We start from the raw sequence: 16,700 nt of genomic DNA on the forward strand, positions 1-16,700 counted from the left end.
CACGTACCCGGGTCGGGGGCGTTTCGTGTGTGGGCCCCAGGCGGCGTGCGGGGGCCCCTCTCTCGTACCGTGCTACGGCGTCAGCCGCCGAACTCCTGCAGGCCCTTCAGGGCCTGGTCGAGCAGCGCCTGACGGCCCTCGAGCTCCTTGGCGAGCTTGTCGGCCTTGGCGTCGTTGCCCGCCGCGCGGGCCGCGTCGATCTGCTTCTGGAGCTTGTCGACCGCGTCCTGGAGCTGGCCCGTGAGACCCGCGGCGCGGGCCCGCGCCTCCGGGTTGGTGCGGCGCCACTCGGCCTCCTCGGCCTCCTGGATCGCCCGCTCCACCGCGTGCATCCGGCCCTCGACCTTCGGGCGGGCGTCGCGCGGCACGTGACCGATGGCCTCCCAGCGCTCGTTGACGGAGCGGAAGGCGGCACGGGCGGCCTTCAGGTCCGTCACCGGCACCAGCTTCTCCGCCTCGGCCGCGAGCTCCTCCTTCAGCTTGAGGTTCTCGACCTGCTCGGCGTCGCGCTCGGCGAAGACCTCTCCGCGCGCCGCGAAGAACACGTCCTGGGCGCCGCGGAAGCGGTTCCACAGGTCGTCCTCGTGCTCGCGCTGGGCCCGGCCCGCCGCCTTCCAGTCCGCCATCAGCTCGCGGTAGCGGGCGGCCGTCGCACCCCAGTCCGTCGAGTTCGACAGCGCCTCGGCCTCGGCGACCAGCTTCTCCTTGGTCTTGCGGGCATCCTCGCGCTGCGCGTCGAGCGCCGCGAAGTGGGCCTTGCGACGCTTGGAGAACGCCGAGCGGGCGTGCGAGAAGCGGTGCCACAGCTCGTCGTCGGACTTCCGGTCGAGTCGCGGCAGGCCCTTCCAGGTGTCCACCAGGGCCCGCAGCCGCTCGCCCGCGGCCCGCCACTGCTCGCTCTGCGCCAGCTCCTCGGCCTCGGTGACCAGGGCCTCCTTGGCGGAGCGCGCCTCGTCGGCCTGCTTCGCCTTCTGGGCCTTGCGCTCCTCGCGGCGGGCCTCCACCGTCTCGGTCAGCTTGTCGAGACGGGCGGCCAGCGCGGCCAGGTCGCCGACGGCGTGGTGCTCGTCGACCTGCTGCCGGAGGTGCTCGATGGCCGTCGTGGCGTCCTTGGCCGACAGGTCGGTGGTCCGCACCCGCTTCTCGAGGAGGCCGATCTCGACCACCAGGCCCTCGTACTTGCGCTCGAAGTAGGCCAGCGCCTCCTCGGGGCTGCCGGCCTGCCACGATCCGACGACCTTCTCGCCCTCGGCCGTACGCACGTACACGGTGCCCGTCTCGTCGACGCGGCCCCACGGGTCGCTGCTCACAGCGCCTCCTCAACATGATGCCGTCGCGGGGGCTCCGCCCCCTGGCATCGTCCACGGTTTCCCGGCGGGTCTCGCCCGCCCTCCACAGCACGGCCGACGGCCTGCGCTGCACAACGCCAATCTAGGCGAACGGCGGCCCGGCTGTCCGCACTCAGCACGACCGAAATTCAACGGTCACGCGCAGGTGTGGTCGCCGGGCCGTCGTCGCCCGGTCCGCCCGCTCACTTCTTGGTGACGGCGGCCTTCTCGATCGTGACCTTCTTCTGCGGCGCACCGTCGCCCGCACCGCCCGCGACACCGGCCTTCGCGACCTCCTCGACGGCCTTGAGACCGTCCGCGTCGAAGGTGCCGAAGGGGGTGTAGTTCGGCGGGAGCTTGGTGTCCTTGTACACGAGGAAGAACTGGCTGCCGCCGGTGTTCGCACCGGCGTTGGCCATCGCCACGGTGCCCTTCGGGTACGTCACCATGCCGTCCTTGGCGGGCTTGCCGAGGCCGTTCAGGTTCTCGTCCGGGATCGAGTAGCCGGGGCCGCCGGTGCCGTCGCCCTTCGGGTCGCCGCACTGGAGCACGAAGATCCCCGAAGTGGTCAGGCGGTGGCACGAGGTCCCGTCGAAGAACTTCTTGTCGGCGAGGTGCTTGAAGGAGTTCACGGTGTGCGGGGCCTTCGCCGCGTCCATCGTGACGGTGATGTCGCCGACGTTGGTCTTGAGGGCCATCGTGTACGTGGCCTTCTGGTCGATCGCCATCGCCGGTTCGGGCTTCTTCTCCTCGGTCGGCGCCGCGCTGGGCGTCTCCGACGGCTGCGAGGCCACGTTGTCCGAGCTCTTGGAGTCGTCGCCGGTCAGTGCCACGGAGGCCCAGACGGCGAGGCCGGCGGCGAGCACCACCGCCACCGACGACGCGATGACGGTGTTTCGGCGCGCCTTGCGCTGTGCCTCCGCACGCCGCTGCTGCTGCCGCGCGTACTTCTCCCTGGCGAGCTGCCGCCGCCGCTGATCGCTGCTGACCACCGGGTCCGCTCCTTGTCGATCGTCTGTTCAGTCCTGGCCGGGTGTGCCCGTACCGTATACGGGTTGGCTGTGGAATACGCAGCGCCGGTAGGCTCTGATCTGCTGCATTCCGCACCGCCGCAGCCAACTGCCGGACGACAAATAAGGACGATCGTGCTGATTGCCGGGTTCCCCGCCGGGGCCTGGGGCACCAACTGCTACGTGGTCGCCCCCGCCGCAGGCGAGGAGTGCGTCATCATCGACCCGGGCCACCAGGCCGCCCAGGGAGTCGAGGAGACGCTGAAGAAGCATCGGCTCAAGCCCGTCGCCGTGGTCCTCACCCATGGCCACATCGACCACGTCGCCTCCGTCGTCCCGGTCTGCGGCGCCCATGACGTACCCGCGTGGATCCACCCCGCCGACCGGTACATGATGAGCGACCCGGAGAAGGCCCTCGGCCGCTCCATCGGGATGCCCCTCATGGGCGAGCTGACCGTGGGCGAGCCGGACGACGTGCACGAGCTCACCGACGGCGCCGAGCTGAAGCTCGCGGGCCTCGACATCACCGTCGCGCACGCGCCCGGTCATACCAAGGGGTCGGTGACCTTCCGGACGCCGGAGACCCCGGAGGTCCCCTCCGTGTTCTTCTCCGGCGACCTGCTGTTCGCCGGCTCCATCGGACGCACCGACCTGCCCGGCGGTGACATGGACGAGATGCTGCAGTCGCTGGCCCGCGTGTGCCTGCCGCTCGACAACTCGACCGTGGTGCTGTCGGGGCACGGTCCCCAGACGACCATCGGCCAGGAGCGCGCCACCAACCCGTATCTGCGGCAGGTGGCAGCCGGCCTCGGGAGCGCGGACGCTCCCCGACGAGGAATGTGACGAGATCCACGTGAGCACCTTCAAAGCCCCCAAGGGCACGTACGACCTGATTCCGCCGTTCTCGGCGACGTACCTCGCGGTACGGGACGCGATCGCCGCGCCGGTGCGCAAGGCCGGCTACGGCTACGTCGAGACCCCCGGCTTCGAGGACGTCAACCTGTTCGCCCGCGGTGTCGGCGAGTCCACCGACATCGTGACCAAGGAGATGTACGCCTTCGAGACCAAGGGCGGCAGCAAGCTCGCCCTCCGTCCCGAGGGCACCGCCTCCGTGCTGCGCGCGGCCCTGGAAGCCAGCCTGCACAAGCAGGGCAACCTGCCGGTCAAGCTCTGGTACTCGGGTTCCTACTACCGTTACGAGCGCCCGCAGAAGGGCCGGTACAGGCACTTCTCGCAGGTCGGCGCCGAGGCCATCGGCGCCGAGGACCCGGCCCTGGACGCCGAGCTGATCATCCTGGCCGACGAGGCCTACCGCTCGCTGGGCCTGCGGAACTTCCGCATCCTGCTGAACTCGCTCGGCGACAAGGAGTGCCGCCCCGTCTACCGCGAGGCCCTGCAGACCTTCCTGCGCGGCCTCGACCTCGACGAGGAGACGCTGCGCCGCGCCGACATCAACCCGCTGCGCGTCCTCGACGACAAGCGCGAGTCCGTGCAGAAGCAGCTGGCCGACGCCCCGCTGCTGCGCGACTACCTGTGCGACGCGTGCAAGGCGTACCACGAGGAGGTGCGCGCGCTGATCACCGCGGCGGGCGTGGTCTTCGAGGACGACCCGAAGCTGGTGCGCGGCCTGGACTACTACACCCGCACCACCTTCGAGTTCGTCCACGACGGCCTGGGCTCGCAGTCCGCGGTGGGCGGCGGCGGCCGCTACGACGGTCTGTCCGAGATGATCGGCGGCCCCGCGCTGCCGTCCGTCGGCTGGGCGCTCGGCGTGGACCGCACGGTCCTGGCCCTGGAGGCGGAGGGCGTCGAGCTCGACCTGCCCGCCACCACCAGCGTCTTCGCGGTGGCGCTCGGCGAGGAGGCGCGCCGGCTGCTGTTCGGCAAGGTCACCGAGCTGCGCAGGGCGGGCGTCGCCGCCGACTTCTCCTTCGGCGGCAAGGGCCTCAAGGGCTCGATGAAGGACGCCAACCGCTCCGGCGCCCGCTTCGCGGTCGTCGCCGGTGAGCGGGACCTCGCCGAGGGCGTCGTCCAGCTCAAGGACATGGAGTCCGGCGAGCAGACGGCGGTCGCCCTGGACGAGCTGGTCGACACGGTGAAGGCGCGTCTCGCCTGAGCGAAGCCGGTAGGAGCACGACGGGTACGAGTACCCGTACGGGCAGGGGCCCGGTCCGCGCGCGTCGCGTGGGCCGGGCCCCTGCCGTTTACCTCCGGCTCACGTCGTCCGTGTCACCGTGTGCGGCAGAATGTTCGTGCCCCGGTCAGCGGAAGCGACGAATCGACGAAGAGCGAGTACAGCGACATGACGAAAGCAGCGGCCGCGAACGAGACCGCCGGGCGGGAGGACCCCCGCGCCATCGGCGCGAGCCGCGGCTTCGCCTGGCTCCTGGTGATCACCGGCGCCGCCGGGCTGCTGGCCGCGTGGGTCATCACCATCGACAAGTTCAAGCTGCTCGAGGACCCGAACTTCACCCCCGGCTGCAGCCTGAACCCGATCGTGTCCTGCGGGAACATCATGAAGAGCGAGCAGGCCTCGGTCTTCGGCTTCCCCAACCCGATGCTCGGCCTCGTCACGTACGCCATGGTGATCGCGATCGGCGTGGGCCTGCTGGCCGGCGCCCGCTACCGCCGCTGGTACTGGCTCGGCCTCAACGCCGGCATGCTGTTCGGCGTCGGCTTCTGCACGTGGCTGATGTACCAGTCGCTGTACGAGATCAACGCGCTCTGCCTGTGGTGCTGCCTCGCCTGGGTCGCCACCATCGTCATGTTCTGGTACACGACCTCGCACAACGTGCGCCGCGGCGTCATCCCCGCCCCCTCGGGCCTGCGCACCTTCTTCGACGAGTTCACCTGGGTCCTGCCGGTGCTGCACGTCGGCATCATCGGCATGCTGATCCTGACCCGCTGGTGGGACTTCTGGACCAGCTGACGTCCGGCCCGTGCCGACCGGGCCGGCCGGACTGTCAGTCCTCTGACTTAGGCTTCATAACCGTGGAGCCCGACCTCTTTACCGCAGCCGCCGAAGAGCGCCAGGAGAAGGACCCGGCCAGCAGCCCGCTCGCCGTGCGGATGCGTCCGCGCACCCTCGACGAGGTCGTGGGCCAGCGCCATCTGCTGAAGCCGGGCTCGCCGCTGCGGCGGCTGGTCGGCGACGGCAGCGGAGGCCCGGCGGGCGCGTCCTCGGTGATCCTCTGGGGCCCGCCCGGCACCGGGAAGACCACCCTCGCGTACGTGGTGTCGAAGGCCACCAACAAGCGCTTCGTGGAGCTGTCGGCCATCACCGCGGGCGTCAAGGAGGTCCGTGCCGTCATCGACGGGGCCCGGCGGGCCGTCGGCGGCTTCGGCAAGGAGACCGTCCTCTTCCTCGACGAGATCCACCGCTTCTCCAAGGCCCAGCAGGACTCGCTGCTCCCCGCCGTGGAGAACCGCTGGGTGACGCTGATCGCCGCCACCACCGAGAACCCGTACTTCTCGGTGATCTCCCCGCTGCTCTCCCGCTCGCTGCTGCTCACCCTGGAGCCGCTCACCGACGACGACCTGCGCGGCCTGATGCGCCGGGCGCTCACGGAGGAGCGGGGGCTCGGCGGGGCGGTGACCCTGCCCGAGGACGCCGAGGCCCATCTGCTGCGGATCGCCGGAGGCGACGCCCGGCGCGCCCTGACGGCCCTGGAGGCGGCGGCCGGTGCCGCCATCGCCAAGCAGGAGTCCGAGATCACCCTGCAGACGGTCGAGGAGACCGTGGACCGGGCGGCGGTGAAGTACGACCGGGACGGCGACCAGCACTACGACGTGGCGAGCGCCCTCATCAAGTCCATCCGCGGCTCGGACGTGGACGCGGCGCTGCACTACCTGGCCCGGATGATCGAGGCGGGCGAGGACCCGCGGTTCATCGCCCGGCGGCTGATGATCTCGGCCAGCGAGGACATCGGCCTCGCCGATCCGAACGCGCTGCCGCTCGCCGTGGCCGCCGCCCAGGCCGTGGCGATGATCGGCTTCCCCGAGGCCGCGCTGACCCTGAGCCACGCCACGATCGCCCTGGCCCTCGCCCCGAAGTCGAACGCGGTGACGAACGCGATCTTCGCCGCCCAGGCCGACGTACGGGCCGGCCTCGCGGGCCCGGTCCCGCCCCATCTGCGCGACGGCCACTACAAGGGCGCCGCCAAGCTCGGCCACGCCCAGGGCTACGTGTATCCGCACGACGTGCCGGGCGCCATCGCGGCCCAGCAGTACGCGCCGGACCCCGTCCACGGCAAGCGCTACTACGAACCCACCCGCTACGGCGCGGAGGCGCGGTACGCGGACGTGGTGGAGAAGGTGCGCGAGCGCCTGAAGGGCGAGGGCGGCTGACGGAGCCGACGAGGGGGCTGGGCCCGGGGCCGAGGGCCTCGGTGCACGAGGGTCCCGGCGGACCCGGTACACTCGTGGGAAGTGCTGCGTCCCGTGTCCGGCTTCGGCCGACATCACCAGAGCGGGACAGTCAGCCGGAGCCCCGGCCTCCGGGCCTGGTCTCCAGGAGCGTCGCGCACCTTCGAAGGTGTCGCGGGCAACCCACCACCACCGGGAAACCCCGGCGCGGTCGGTGGGTCGTTCGCGTGCTGCACGTACGTGCCCAGACCTGGGAGCGGCTGCCCGGCAGGTCCCCTGTGGACCCGGCGGGTTTCCCGGCTGCGGATTGCGACCTCCCTAACCCTGGTGAAGCCGTATTCGAAACACTAGAGAGGTTGGTTCATGCCGAACCAGTCCCGTCCCAAGGTCAAGAAGTCTCGTGCTCTCGGCATCGCGCTGACGCCGAAGGCCGTCAAGTACTTCGAGGCCCGCCCCTACCCGCCGGGCGAGCACGGCCGTGGCCGCAAGCAGAACTCGGACTACAAGGTCCGTCTGCTCGAGAAGCAGCGTCTGCGCGCCCAGTACGACATCAGCGAGCGCCAGATGGCCCGCGCCTACGACCGCGCCAAGAAGGCCGAGGGCAAGACGGGCGAGGCGCTGGTCGTCGAGCTCGAGCGTCGCCTCGACGCCCTGGTCCTGCGTTCGGGCATCGCCCGCACCATCTACCAGGCCCGCCAGATGGTCGTCCACGGCCACATCCAGGTCAACGGCCAGAAGGTCGACAAGCCGTCCTTCCGCGTCCGTCCCGACGACGTCGTGATGGTCCGCGAGAAGTCCCGCGCCAAGACCCTCTTCCAGGTCGCCCGCGAGGGTGGCTTCGCCGCCGAGGGTGAGACCCCGCGCTACCTGCAGGTCAACCTGAAGGCCCTGGCCTTCCGCCTCGACCGCGACCCGAACCGCAAGGAGATCCCGGTCATCTGCGACGAGCAGCTGGTCGTCGAGTACTACGCCCGCTGATCTCCGGCAGGCCGTAGTACCACCCCCGCGGTGTTCAGCCCGCCGCTTCCCCGCCCTTTCCGGTGGGGGAGCCGGCGGGCTTCCGCGTTTCCGGCACCGGCGCAGGCCCGGCCCGGAACGGACGCGGAGCCCGCGCCCCGGCCCGGCCCCGCCCGGCCGGATCCCCACGCCCGGCGAGCGCCCGCTCCACCGCCGCGTCGAGGGACAGCCGCTCGCCCTCGCCGTACCAGGCCTGGTACGCGGCACCGCCCAGCGCCTCGCCCGCCTGCCGCGCGCACAGCGCCCGCGAGCCGTTGAAGTGCGCCGAACCGAACAGCGGCAGCCCCACCGACCGCCACACCGGCACCGCCGCGCCCTGCAGCACCGCCGCCTCCTCCGCGTCGCCCTCGACCACCGTCACGAGGGCCAGCAGCTCGATCGCGAGCACCAGGCCCACCAGGTCGTGGAAGGCGTGGTTGATCGTGACGCACTCGGACAGCAGCTCCCGCGCCGACACCGGATCGCCGTCCGTCAGCGCCGCGTAGGCCAGGACGTAGAGCGCGTACGCCCGCGTCCAGCGCTCGCCGCGCTCCTCGCAGACCTCCCGCACCTCCGCGCACAGCGCGACCGCGCCCTCCAGATCGCCCTGAAAGGCCCGCACCATCGCCAGCTCCACCTGGCCCATCAGCACGTTGCTGTTCAGCTCGCCGATCTCCCGGTACGCGTCGAGGGCCCGGCCGATCAGCTCCTCCGCCCGCGGCAGATCGTCCGAGAGCAGCGCCAGACAGCCCATCCGGTGCGTCGCGTACGCCTCGGCCGTCGCGTTCCCGGTGGCCCGGGCCCGCTCCCCGCACTCGTGCAGCGCCGCCACCGCCGCCGTCGGATCACCCTGCAGGATCGCGACGTAACCGAGCACCCACAGCGCCTTCAGCCGCGCCTCCTCGTGCGGCGCGACCGGCTCGTACGCGGGCACGGCGACCGCCCGGTCCAGCCAGTGCCGCCCCTCGGAAAGCCGCCCGCAGCCCACCCAGGAGAACCACAGCGTCCCCGCCAGGTGCCGCGCCAGCGAGGCGTCCTCCGCCGACTCCAGGCACAGCTCGAGCGCCGCCCGCAGGTTCGGCAGCGCCACGTCCGTGGCCGCCGCCACCTCACCCTGCCGGGGGCTGAACCACTCCAGCTCGCACCAGGTGGCGAACCCCACGTACCAGTCCCGGTGCCGGCGGCGCATCCGCTCGGTGTCGCCCAGCGCCTCCAGCCACTCGGCCCCGTACGCCCGGACCGTGTCCAGCATCCGGAAGCGCGGACCCGCCGCCGTGTCCTCGCGGGCCACCAGCGACTGCGCCAGGAGCTCGCCGAGCACGTCGAGCACCCGGTCCGCGGAGAGACCGGCGCCCGCGCACACGTACTCCACCGCCTCCAGGTCGAACGGGCCGGCGAAGACCGAGAGCCGCGCCCACAGCAGCCGCTCCTCGGGCGTGCACAGCTCGTGGCTCCAGCCGATCGCCGTCCGCAGCGTCCGGTGCCGGGGCAGCGCACCGCGTCGGCCACCGTCGAGCAGCCGGAACCGGTCCTCCAGGCGCCGCAGCAACTGCGCCGGAGTCAGCAGCGGCAGCCGCGCCGCCGCCAGTTCGAGCGCCAGCGGAATCCCGTCCAGACGCCGGCACAGCTCCCGCAGCGTGCCCGCGTCCCCGCCCGCGACCACGCCCGCCTCCGCCGCCCGCCCGGCGAGCAGCTCCATCGCGTCCGCCTCGTCCATCGGCGCCAGCGTGAACACCGCCTCGCCGTCCACCCGCAGCGACCGCCGGCCGGCCGCGAGCACCGTGAGCCCCGGGCAGCCGAGCAGCAGCTCCCGCAGCAGCCCCGCGCACTCCTCCACCAGGTGCTCGAAACCGTCCACCACGAGCAGCAGCAGCCGCCGCTCGGCGAGGTGCTCCAGGAGCACCTCACGCGGGGAGCGCACCGTGTGGTCGGTCAGAGCCAGCGCCTCGACCAGCGCGTGGGCCACCAGACCCGGATCGCGCAGCGCGGCCAGCTCCGCCAGCCTGACCCCGTCGACGTAGCGTTTCTGCAGCGCCGCCGCGGCCCGCAGAGCCAGCCGGGTCTTGCCCACCCCGCCCACTCCGACGACCGTGACCATGCGGAACTCGTCGAGTAACCGGACCAGTTGGTCCTGCTCGGCGGCCCGGCCCACGAACCGGTTCAGCTCCGCAGGGAGATTGCTCCGTCGCATGGGACACGGAGCGTACTCATCCGCACGCGCTCCGTACAATCGGTGCCGCGCAACTCCCCTCCCGCAAGCGGTAATGCGGTACGGCCCGGGACCCCGGGCGCGATAGGGTCGGAGGACGTATCAGCACGGGTCCGACGACCGTCCGGGGCCCGACGACAGCAGAGAGCGGTGCAGAGTGACCGGTGGTGAGGTTGCCGGGATCCTGGTGGCCGTGTTCTGGGCGATCCTCGTCTCCTTCCTCGCCGTGGTGCTGGTGAGGCTGGCGCAGACGCTCAAGGCGACCACCAAGCTCGTCGCGGACGTGACCGACCAGGCCGTCCCGCTGCTCGCCGACGCCTCCCAGGCCGTGCGCTCCGCGCAGACCCAGCTCGACCGGGTGGACTCCATCGCCTCGGACGTCCAGGAGGTCACCTCCAACGCCTCGGCGCTCGCCGGCACCGTCGCCTCCACCTTCGGCGGACCGCTGGTCAAGGTCGCCGCCTTCGGCTACGGGGTCCGCAGGGCGCTCGGCCGCGGCCGTGAGGACGCGCCGCCCGCGTCCGACCGGCGTACTGTGATCGTCGGTCGTACCGTGCCGTCCGCGCGACGCCGGAAGCAGAAGGGCTGAGCACGATGTTCCGCCGTACGTTCTGGTTCACCGCGGGCGCGGCCGCCGGCGTGTGGGCCACCACCAAGGTCAACCGCAAGCTCAAGCAGCTGACCCCGGAAAGCCTCGCCGCGCAGGCGGCCGACAAGGCCGTCGAGGCGGGGCACCGGATCAAGGACCGCGCCGTCGGCTTCGCCCTCGACGTGCGGGCCAACATGCTCCAGCGCGAGGCCGAACTCGGCGAGGCGCTCGGCCTGGACGCGCCGCCGCCCGCGGAGCAGGAGCGCGAGCTCCCGGCCCCGCGCCGCAAGCCGGAGCTCGGCGGCCGCACCACCCCAGACACCACCTATTCGATCACGTACAACCGGAATGAGGACCACTGATGGAGTCGGCTGAAATCCGCCGCCGCTGGCTGAGCTTCTTCGAGGAGCGCGGGCACACCGTCGTCCCTTCGGCGTCGCTCATCGCGGACGACCCGACTCTGCTGCTCGTCCCCGCCGGCATGGTGCCCTTCAAGCCCTACTTCCTGGGTGAGGTCAAGCCGCCCTTCCCGCGCGCCGCCAGCGTGCAGAAGTGCGTCCGCACGCCCGACATCGAAGAGGTCGGCAAGACCACCCGCCACGGCACGTTCTTCCAGATGTGCGGCAACTTCTCCTTCGGCGACTACTTCAAGGAAGGCGCCATCAAGCTCGCCTGGGAGCTGCTGACCTCCTCGGTCGAGCACGGCGGCTACGGGCTCGAGCCGGAGAAGCTCTGGATCACCGTCTACCAGGACGACGACGAGGCCGAGCAGATCTGGCGCGACGTCGTGGGCGTCCCCGCCGAGCGCATCCAGCGCCTCGGCAAGAAGGACAACTTCTGGTCCATGGGCGTCCCCGGCCCCTGCGGCCCCTGCTCCGAGATCAACTACGACCGCGGCCCCGAGTTCGGCGTCGAGGGCGGCCCCGCCGTCAACGACGAGCGCTACGTCGAGATCTGGAACCTCGTCTTCATGCAGTACGAGCGAGGCCAGGGCATCGGCAAGGAGGACTTCGAGATCCTCGGCGACCTGCCGTCCAAGAACATCGACACGGGCCTCGGCATGGAGCGCCTGGCGATGATCCTCCAGGGCGTGCAGAACATGTACGAGACCGACACCCTCAAGGTCGTCATCGACAAGGCCACCGAGCTCACCGGCGTCGCCTACGGCAAGGCCCACGACAGCGACGTCTCGCTGCGCGTGGTCGCCGACCACATGCGCACCTCCGTCATGCTCATCGGCGACGGCGTCACCCCCGGCAACGAGGGCCGCGGCTACGTGCTCCGCCGCATCATGCGCCGCGCCGTCCGCAACATGCGCCTGCTCGGCGCCACCGGCCCGGTCGTCGGCGAGCTCGTCGACACCGTCATCACGACGATGGGCGAGCAGTACCCGGAGCTGGAGACCGAGCGCAAGCGCATCGAGACGGTCGCCCTCGCCGAGGAAGCCGCGTTCCTGAAGGCCCTCAAGGGCGGCACCAACATCCTCGACACAGCCGTGACCGAGACCAAGGCCGCCGGCGGCACGGTCCTCGCCGGCGACAAGGCGTTCCTGCTCCACGACACCTGGGGCTTCCCGATCGACCTCACCCTCGAGATGGCCGCCGAGCAGGGCCTGACCGTGGACGAGGAGGGCTTCCGCCGCCTGATGAAGGAGCAGCGGGAGCGCGCCAAGGCCGACGCCCAGGCCAAGAAGACCGGCCACGCCGACGTCACCTCGTACCGCGAGATCGCCGACACCGCCGGCGCCACCGAGTTCACCGGCTACACCAACACCGAGGGCGAGACCACCGTCGTCGGCCTGCTGGTCAACGGCGTCCCGTCGCCCGCCGCCTCCGAGGGCGACGACGTCGAGGTCGTCCTCGACCGCACCCCGTTCTACGCCGAGGGCGGCGGCCAGCTCGCCGACCACGGCCGCATCAGGCTGCACTCCGGCGCCGTCATCGAGATCCGCGACGTGCAGCAGCCGGTCCCCGGCGTCTCCGTGCACAAGGGTTCGGTGCAGGTCGGCGAGGTGACCGTGGGCGCAACCGCCTACGCCGCCATCGACGTGCGCCGCCGCCGGGCCATCGCCCGTGCCCACAGCGCCACCCACCTCACCCACCAGGCGCTGCGCGACGCCCTCGGCCCGACCGCCGCCCAGGCCGGTTCGGAGAACTCCCCGGGCCGCTTCCGCTTCGACTTCGGCTCGCCGAACGCCGTCCCCGGCGCCGTCCTCACGGACGTCGAGCAGAAGATCAACGAGGTGCTCTCGCGCGAGCTCGACGTGCACGCCGAGGTCATGCCGATCGACGAGGCCAAGCGCCAGGGCGCCATCGCCGAGTTCGGCGAGAAGTACGGCGAGCAGGTCCGCGTCGTCACCATCGGCGACTTCTCCAAGGAGCTGTGCGGCGGCACGCACGTGCACAACACCGCCCAGCTGGGTCTGGTGAAGCTGCTCGGCGAGTCCTCCATCGGCTCCGGCGTGCGCCGCATCGAGGCCCTCGTCGGCGTCGACGCCTACAACTTCCTCGCCCGCGAGCACACGGTCGTCGCCCAGCTCCAGGAGCTGGTCAAGGGCCGCCCGGAGGAGCTGCCGGAGAAGATCTCCACGATGCTCGGCAAGCTGAAGGACGCCGAGAAGGAGATCGAGAAGTTCCGCGCGGAGAAGGTCCTGCAGGCCGCCGCCGGCCTGGTCGACTCCGCCCGCGACATCCGCGGCGTCGCCCTGGTCACCGGCCAGGTGCCGGACGGCACCGGCGCCGACGACCTGCGCAAGCTGGTCCTCGACGTCCGCGGCCGCATCCCGTCCGACCGCCCGGCCGTCGTCGCCCTGTTCACCACGGCCAACGGCAAGCCGCTGACGGTCATCGCCACCAACGAGGCCGCCCGCGAGCGCGGCCTCAAGGCCGGCGAGCTGGTCCGCACGGCCGCCAAGACCCTCGGCGGCGGCGGTGGCGGCAAGCCGGACGTCGCCCAGGGCGGCGGCCAGAACCCGCAGGCGGTCGGCGAGGCCATCGAGGCCGTCGAGCGCCAGGTGGTGGAAACGGTCTGATGCGACGAGGACGACGACTCGCCGTCGACGTCGGGGACGCCCGCATCGGGGTCGCCTCGTGCGACCCCGACGGGGTCCTGGCCACGCCGGTGGAGACCGTACCGGGACGTGACGTCCCGGCCGCCCACCGGCGGCTGCGCCAGATCGTCGAGGAGTACGAGCCGATCGAGGTCGTCGTGGGCCTGCCCCGCTCGCTCAGCGGGCGGGAGGGCCCGGCCGCGACCAAGGTCCGCGCCTTCGCCCGCGAGATGGCCAAGGGCATCGCCCCGGTCCCGGTCAGGCTGGTCGACGAGCGGATGACCACGGTCACCGCGACCCAGGGCCTGCGGGCCTCGGGAGTGAAGTCGAAGAAGGGCCGCTCGGTCATCGACCAGGCCGCCGCGGTGATCATCCTTCAGAACGCTCTTGAGTCCGAACGGGTATCAGGTAATCCGCCCGGCGAGGGCGTCGAAGTGGTCATCTGATCGCGATACGGTAACGTTCCGCGCGATGCGGCGGTGTTCGAACAGCTGCCGCACAACGTAGAGGCGGAACGTCCGGAAGCCTCGCGGCTGTTTGGGGATCGATGACTGAGTATGGCCGGAGCCACGGCTCCGAACCGTGGCACCCCACGGACCCGCTGTACGGGGACCAGGGGTGGGAAGGCCAGCAGCAGTACCCGCAGCAGGCGCAGCAGTACGGCCACCAGGACGCTTACGGGCAGCAGCAGGCGTATGCCGACGGCATGTACCAGCAGCAGCATCCGCAGCACCCCCAGCAGCCGCAGGGCTATGACGCCCAGCAGTACGGCGGACAGCAGTACGCGAGCCCGGGCGGTTACGACACGCCCGGGTACCCCGCACAGCAGTACGAGCAGCAGTACGACCAGCGGTACGACGGGAACTGGGAGACGGGCCAGGCGGCCATGTCGTACAACGCTCCGCCCGCCGATCCGTACGGCGGCCAGCAGCCCGACCTCTACGGCACGCCCGAGGCGTACCCGCCGCCGCAGCCCCCGGGTCGTCGGCAGGTGCCGCCGCAGCCGGTGACCGACTGGGAGGCGGAGCCGCAGGAGGAGGACCATCCCTTCTTCACCGGCTCGGACGACGCCTCCCGGAGTCGTCGTGAGGGCGGCGGGCGCGACGACGACTACGACGAGTACGACGACGAGGAAGAGGAGCCGGGCGGCCGCCGTGGCAACCGCTCCGGCCGCGAGCGCCGCGGCAACAAGGGCCGCAAGGCCAAGAACGGCATGGCCTGCCTGGTCGTGGCCGCGGTCCTCGTCGGCGGCGTCGGCGGCATCGGCTACTTCGGCTACAAGTTCTGGCAGGGCCAGTTCGGCGCGGCGCCCGACTACGTGGGCGAGGGCAGCGGCGAGGTCCAGGTCGAGATCCCGCAGGACGCCGGCGGTTACGTCATCGGCAACATCCTGAAGAAGGCCGGTGTCGTCAAGAGCGTCGACGCCTTCGTCTCGGCCCAGCAGAAGAACCCCAAGGGCCTGACCATCCAGGCCGGCGTCTACACGCTGAAGAAGGAGATGTCGGCGGAGAGCGCCGTCGCGCTGATGCTCAGCCCGGCGAGCAAGGCCAACTTCGTCCTGCCGCCCGGCAAGCGGAACGCCTGGGTCTACGACGAGCTCGACAAGCGCCTGGGCCTCAAGCCGGGCACCACCAAGGACACCGCCGTCAAGCAGGCGAACAGCCTCGGCCTGCCCGACTGGGCCAGGAACCACCCCGAGGTCAAGGACCCGCTGGAGGGCTTCCTCTTCCCCGCGACCTATCCGGTCGCCAAGGGCACCAAGCCCGAGGACGTCCTGCGCAAGATGGTCTCCCGGTCGAACGGCGAGTACGCCAAGCTCGACCTCGACGCGAAGGCGAGGGAACTCGGCCTCAAGGGACCGTGGGAGCTCGTCACCGTCGCGAGCCTCGTGCAGGTCGAGGGCAAGTACAAGCACGACTTCGACAAGGTCGCGCGGGTCGTCTACAACCGGCTCAAGCCCGGCAACATGGAGACCGTGGGCCGCCTGGAGTTCGACTCCACGGTCAACTACCTGCGGGGCGAGAGCACGCTCGACGTCGGCCAGGTCAAGGACCTCCGCAAGATCGACGACCCGTACAACACCTACCGGGTCCAGGGCATGATCCCCGGTCCGATCAGCAACCCCGGTCTCGACGCCCTCCACTCCGCGATGAACCCCACGCCCGGCCCGTGGTACTACTTCGTGTCGATCAACGAGAACAAGACGGTCTTCGCCGTGACGATCGCCGAGCACAACAAGAACGTCGCGGAGTACGAGAAGGAGCGGGAGAAGTCGGGGCAGTGAGTACACGACACCGGGCGGCCGTGCTCGGCTCGCCCATCGCCCACTCGCTCTCCCCGGTGCTGCACCGGGCCGCGTACCGGGAGCTCGGCCTCGACGACTGGTCCTACGGCCGGTTCGAGGTGGACGAGGCCGCGCTGCCCGGCTTCATGGGCGAACTGGACGCCTCGTGGGCGGGTCTGTCCCTCACCATGCCGCTCAAGCGGGCCGTCATCCCGCTGCTCGACGAGATCACGGACACCGCCGCCTCGGTCGAGGCGGTCAACACGGTGGTGTTCACCGAGGACGGCCGGCGGACCGGCGACAACACCGACATCCCCGGCATGATCGCCGCGCTGCGCGAGCGGGGAGTCGAGAAGGTGGACTCCGCCGCGATCCTCGGCGCCGGCGCCACCGCCTCCTCGGCCCTGGCCGCTCTCGCCCGGGTCTGCGCGGGACCCGTCACCGCGTACGTACGGAGCGAGGCGCGTGCCGAGGAGATGCGCGGCTGGGGCGAACGGCTCGGCGTCGACGTGCGCACCGCCGCCTGGGACGAGGCGGCGGAGGCGTTCGCCGCGCCCCTGGTCATCGCCACCACTCCGGCCGGGACCACGGACGCGCTCGCCCAGGCCGTCCCCGACGCACCCGGCACCCTGTTCGACGTCCTCTACGATCCCTGGCCCACCCGCCTCGCGGCGGCGTGGTCGGCCCGTGGCGGCAAGCTCGTCGGCGGGCTCGACCTCCTGGTCCACCAGGCGGTGCTCCAGGTCGAGCAGATGACCGGCCGCGCGCCGGGCCCGCTCGCGGCGATGCGGGCGGCGGGGGAGCGGGCGCTCGCCGAGCGCTGACGCGCGGGCACCGTCACGGGGCCACGCGGATGCGGGGTCACGCCGA

General features: G+C 71.4%; 14 protein-coding genes. 11 read left to right on the forward strand and 3 right to left on the reverse strand.

All coding sequences use genetic code 11. The features are described 5' to 3' along the window. Positions 1-80: 80 nt before the first annotated feature. Together ACFVGS_RS26185 and ACFVGS_RS26190 are read right to left on the reverse strand one after the other, a co-directional pair. Positions 81-1,310 carry a DUF349 domain-containing protein gene (locus ACFVGS_RS26185; protein WP_384422684.1) on the reverse strand — a complete coding sequence of 410 codons (1,230 nt, stop codon included), beginning with the start codon at positions 1,308-1,310 and terminating at the stop codon, positions 81-83. 221 nt (positions 1,311-1,531) lie between these two features. Further along, on the reverse strand, positions 1,532-2,320 hold the full coding sequence (locus tag ACFVGS_RS26190; RefSeq protein ID WP_384422681.1) for a peptidylprolyl isomerase: 789 nt from the start codon (positions 2,318-2,320) through the stop codon (positions 1,532-1,534). A gap of 153 nt (positions 2,321-2,473) precedes the next feature. Here ACFVGS_RS26190 and ACFVGS_RS26195 point away from each other — a divergent pair, with 153 nt between their 5' ends. The 5 genes from ACFVGS_RS26195 (at position 2,474) to rpsD (ending at position 7,681) form a co-directional block, all read left to right on the forward strand. Next, on the forward strand, positions 2,474-3,181 hold the full coding sequence (locus ACFVGS_RS26195) for an MBL fold metallo-hydrolase (RefSeq protein ID WP_384422678.1): 708 nt from the start codon (positions 2,474-2,476) through the stop codon (positions 3,179-3,181). Positions 3,182-3,191: 10 nt separating this feature from the next. After that, positions 3,192-4,454: a histidine--tRNA ligase gene (gene hisS, locus ACFVGS_RS26200; RefSeq protein WP_385693872.1), complete on the forward strand. Its 1,263-nt coding sequence runs from the start codon at positions 3,192-3,194 to the stop codon at positions 4,452-4,454. A 186-nt stretch (positions 4,455-4,640) separates the two neighbouring features. Further along, positions 4,641-5,267, forward strand: coding sequence for a vitamin K epoxide reductase family protein (locus tag ACFVGS_RS26205; protein WP_384422673.1), 627 nt, complete (start codon positions 4,641-4,643; stop codon positions 5,265-5,267). A gap of 62 nt (positions 5,268-5,329) precedes the next feature. Beyond that, a complete protein-coding gene (locus ACFVGS_RS26210; protein ID WP_384422670.1) occupies positions 5,330-6,685 on the forward strand; it encodes a replication-associated recombination protein A in 1,356 nt (451 codons plus the stop codon). A gap of 381 nt (positions 6,686-7,066) precedes the next feature. Beyond that, positions 7,067-7,681 carry a 30S ribosomal protein S4 gene (rpsD, locus tag ACFVGS_RS26215; RefSeq protein ID WP_384422667.1) on the forward strand — a complete coding sequence of 205 codons (615 nt, stop codon included), beginning with the start codon at positions 7,067-7,069 and terminating at the stop codon, positions 7,679-7,681. 34 nt (positions 7,682-7,715) lie between these two features. Here the strand turns inward: rpsD and ACFVGS_RS26220 are convergent, their stop codons facing one another. Continuing rightward, positions 7,716-9,890, reverse strand: a complete 2,175-nt coding sequence (locus ACFVGS_RS26220; RefSeq protein ID WP_385693875.1) for an ATP-binding protein — start codon at positions 9,888-9,890, stop codon at positions 7,716-7,718. 175 nt (positions 9,891-10,065) lie between these two features. Between ACFVGS_RS26220 and ACFVGS_RS26225 the strand changes: the two genes are divergently transcribed. The 6 genes from ACFVGS_RS26225 to ACFVGS_RS26250 all read left to right on the forward strand — a co-directional run bounded on the left by ACFVGS_RS26225 (position 10,066) and on the right by ACFVGS_RS26250 (position 16,654). Continuing rightward, the gene (locus tag ACFVGS_RS26225) at positions 10,066-10,497 is read left to right on the forward strand and encodes a DUF948 domain-containing protein (protein WP_384422662.1); all 432 of its coding nucleotides are present in this window, start codon (positions 10,066-10,068) and stop codon (positions 10,495-10,497) included. A 5-nt stretch (positions 10,498-10,502) separates the two neighbouring features. Beyond that, the gene (locus tag ACFVGS_RS26230; protein ID WP_384422659.1) at positions 10,503-10,859 is read left to right on the forward strand and encodes a hypothetical protein; all 357 of its coding nucleotides are present in this window, start codon (positions 10,503-10,505) and stop codon (positions 10,857-10,859) included. After that, on the forward strand, positions 10,859-13,528 hold the full coding sequence (alaS, locus tag ACFVGS_RS26235) for an alanine--tRNA ligase (protein ID WP_384422657.1): 2,670 nt from the start codon (positions 10,859-10,861) through the stop codon (positions 13,526-13,528). The genes ACFVGS_RS26230 and alaS overlap by 1 nt, the downstream gene beginning before the upstream one ends. Then, positions 13,528-13,992: a Holliday junction resolvase RuvX gene (gene ruvX / locus ACFVGS_RS26240; RefSeq protein WP_356069196.1), complete on the forward strand. Its 465-nt coding sequence runs from the start codon at positions 13,528-13,530 to the stop codon at positions 13,990-13,992. The genes alaS and ruvX overlap by 1 nt, the downstream gene beginning before the upstream one ends. A 101-nt stretch (positions 13,993-14,093) precedes the next feature. Then, positions 14,094-15,830, forward strand: coding sequence for an endolytic transglycosylase MltG (gene mltG / locus ACFVGS_RS26245; RefSeq protein ID WP_385693878.1), 1,737 nt, complete (start codon positions 14,094-14,096; stop codon positions 15,828-15,830). Continuing rightward, a complete protein-coding gene (locus ACFVGS_RS26250) occupies positions 15,827-16,654 on the forward strand; it encodes a shikimate dehydrogenase (RefSeq protein WP_384422651.1) in 828 nt (275 codons plus the stop codon). Before mltG ends, ACFVGS_RS26250 begins: the two co-directional genes overlap by 4 nt. The last annotated feature ends 46 nt before the right edge of the window (positions 16,655-16,700 follow it).

The organism is Streptomyces sp. NPDC127114 (assembly GCF_042677525.1).
Lineage (GTDB): Bacteria > Actinomycetota > Actinomycetes > Streptomycetales > Streptomycetaceae > Streptomyces.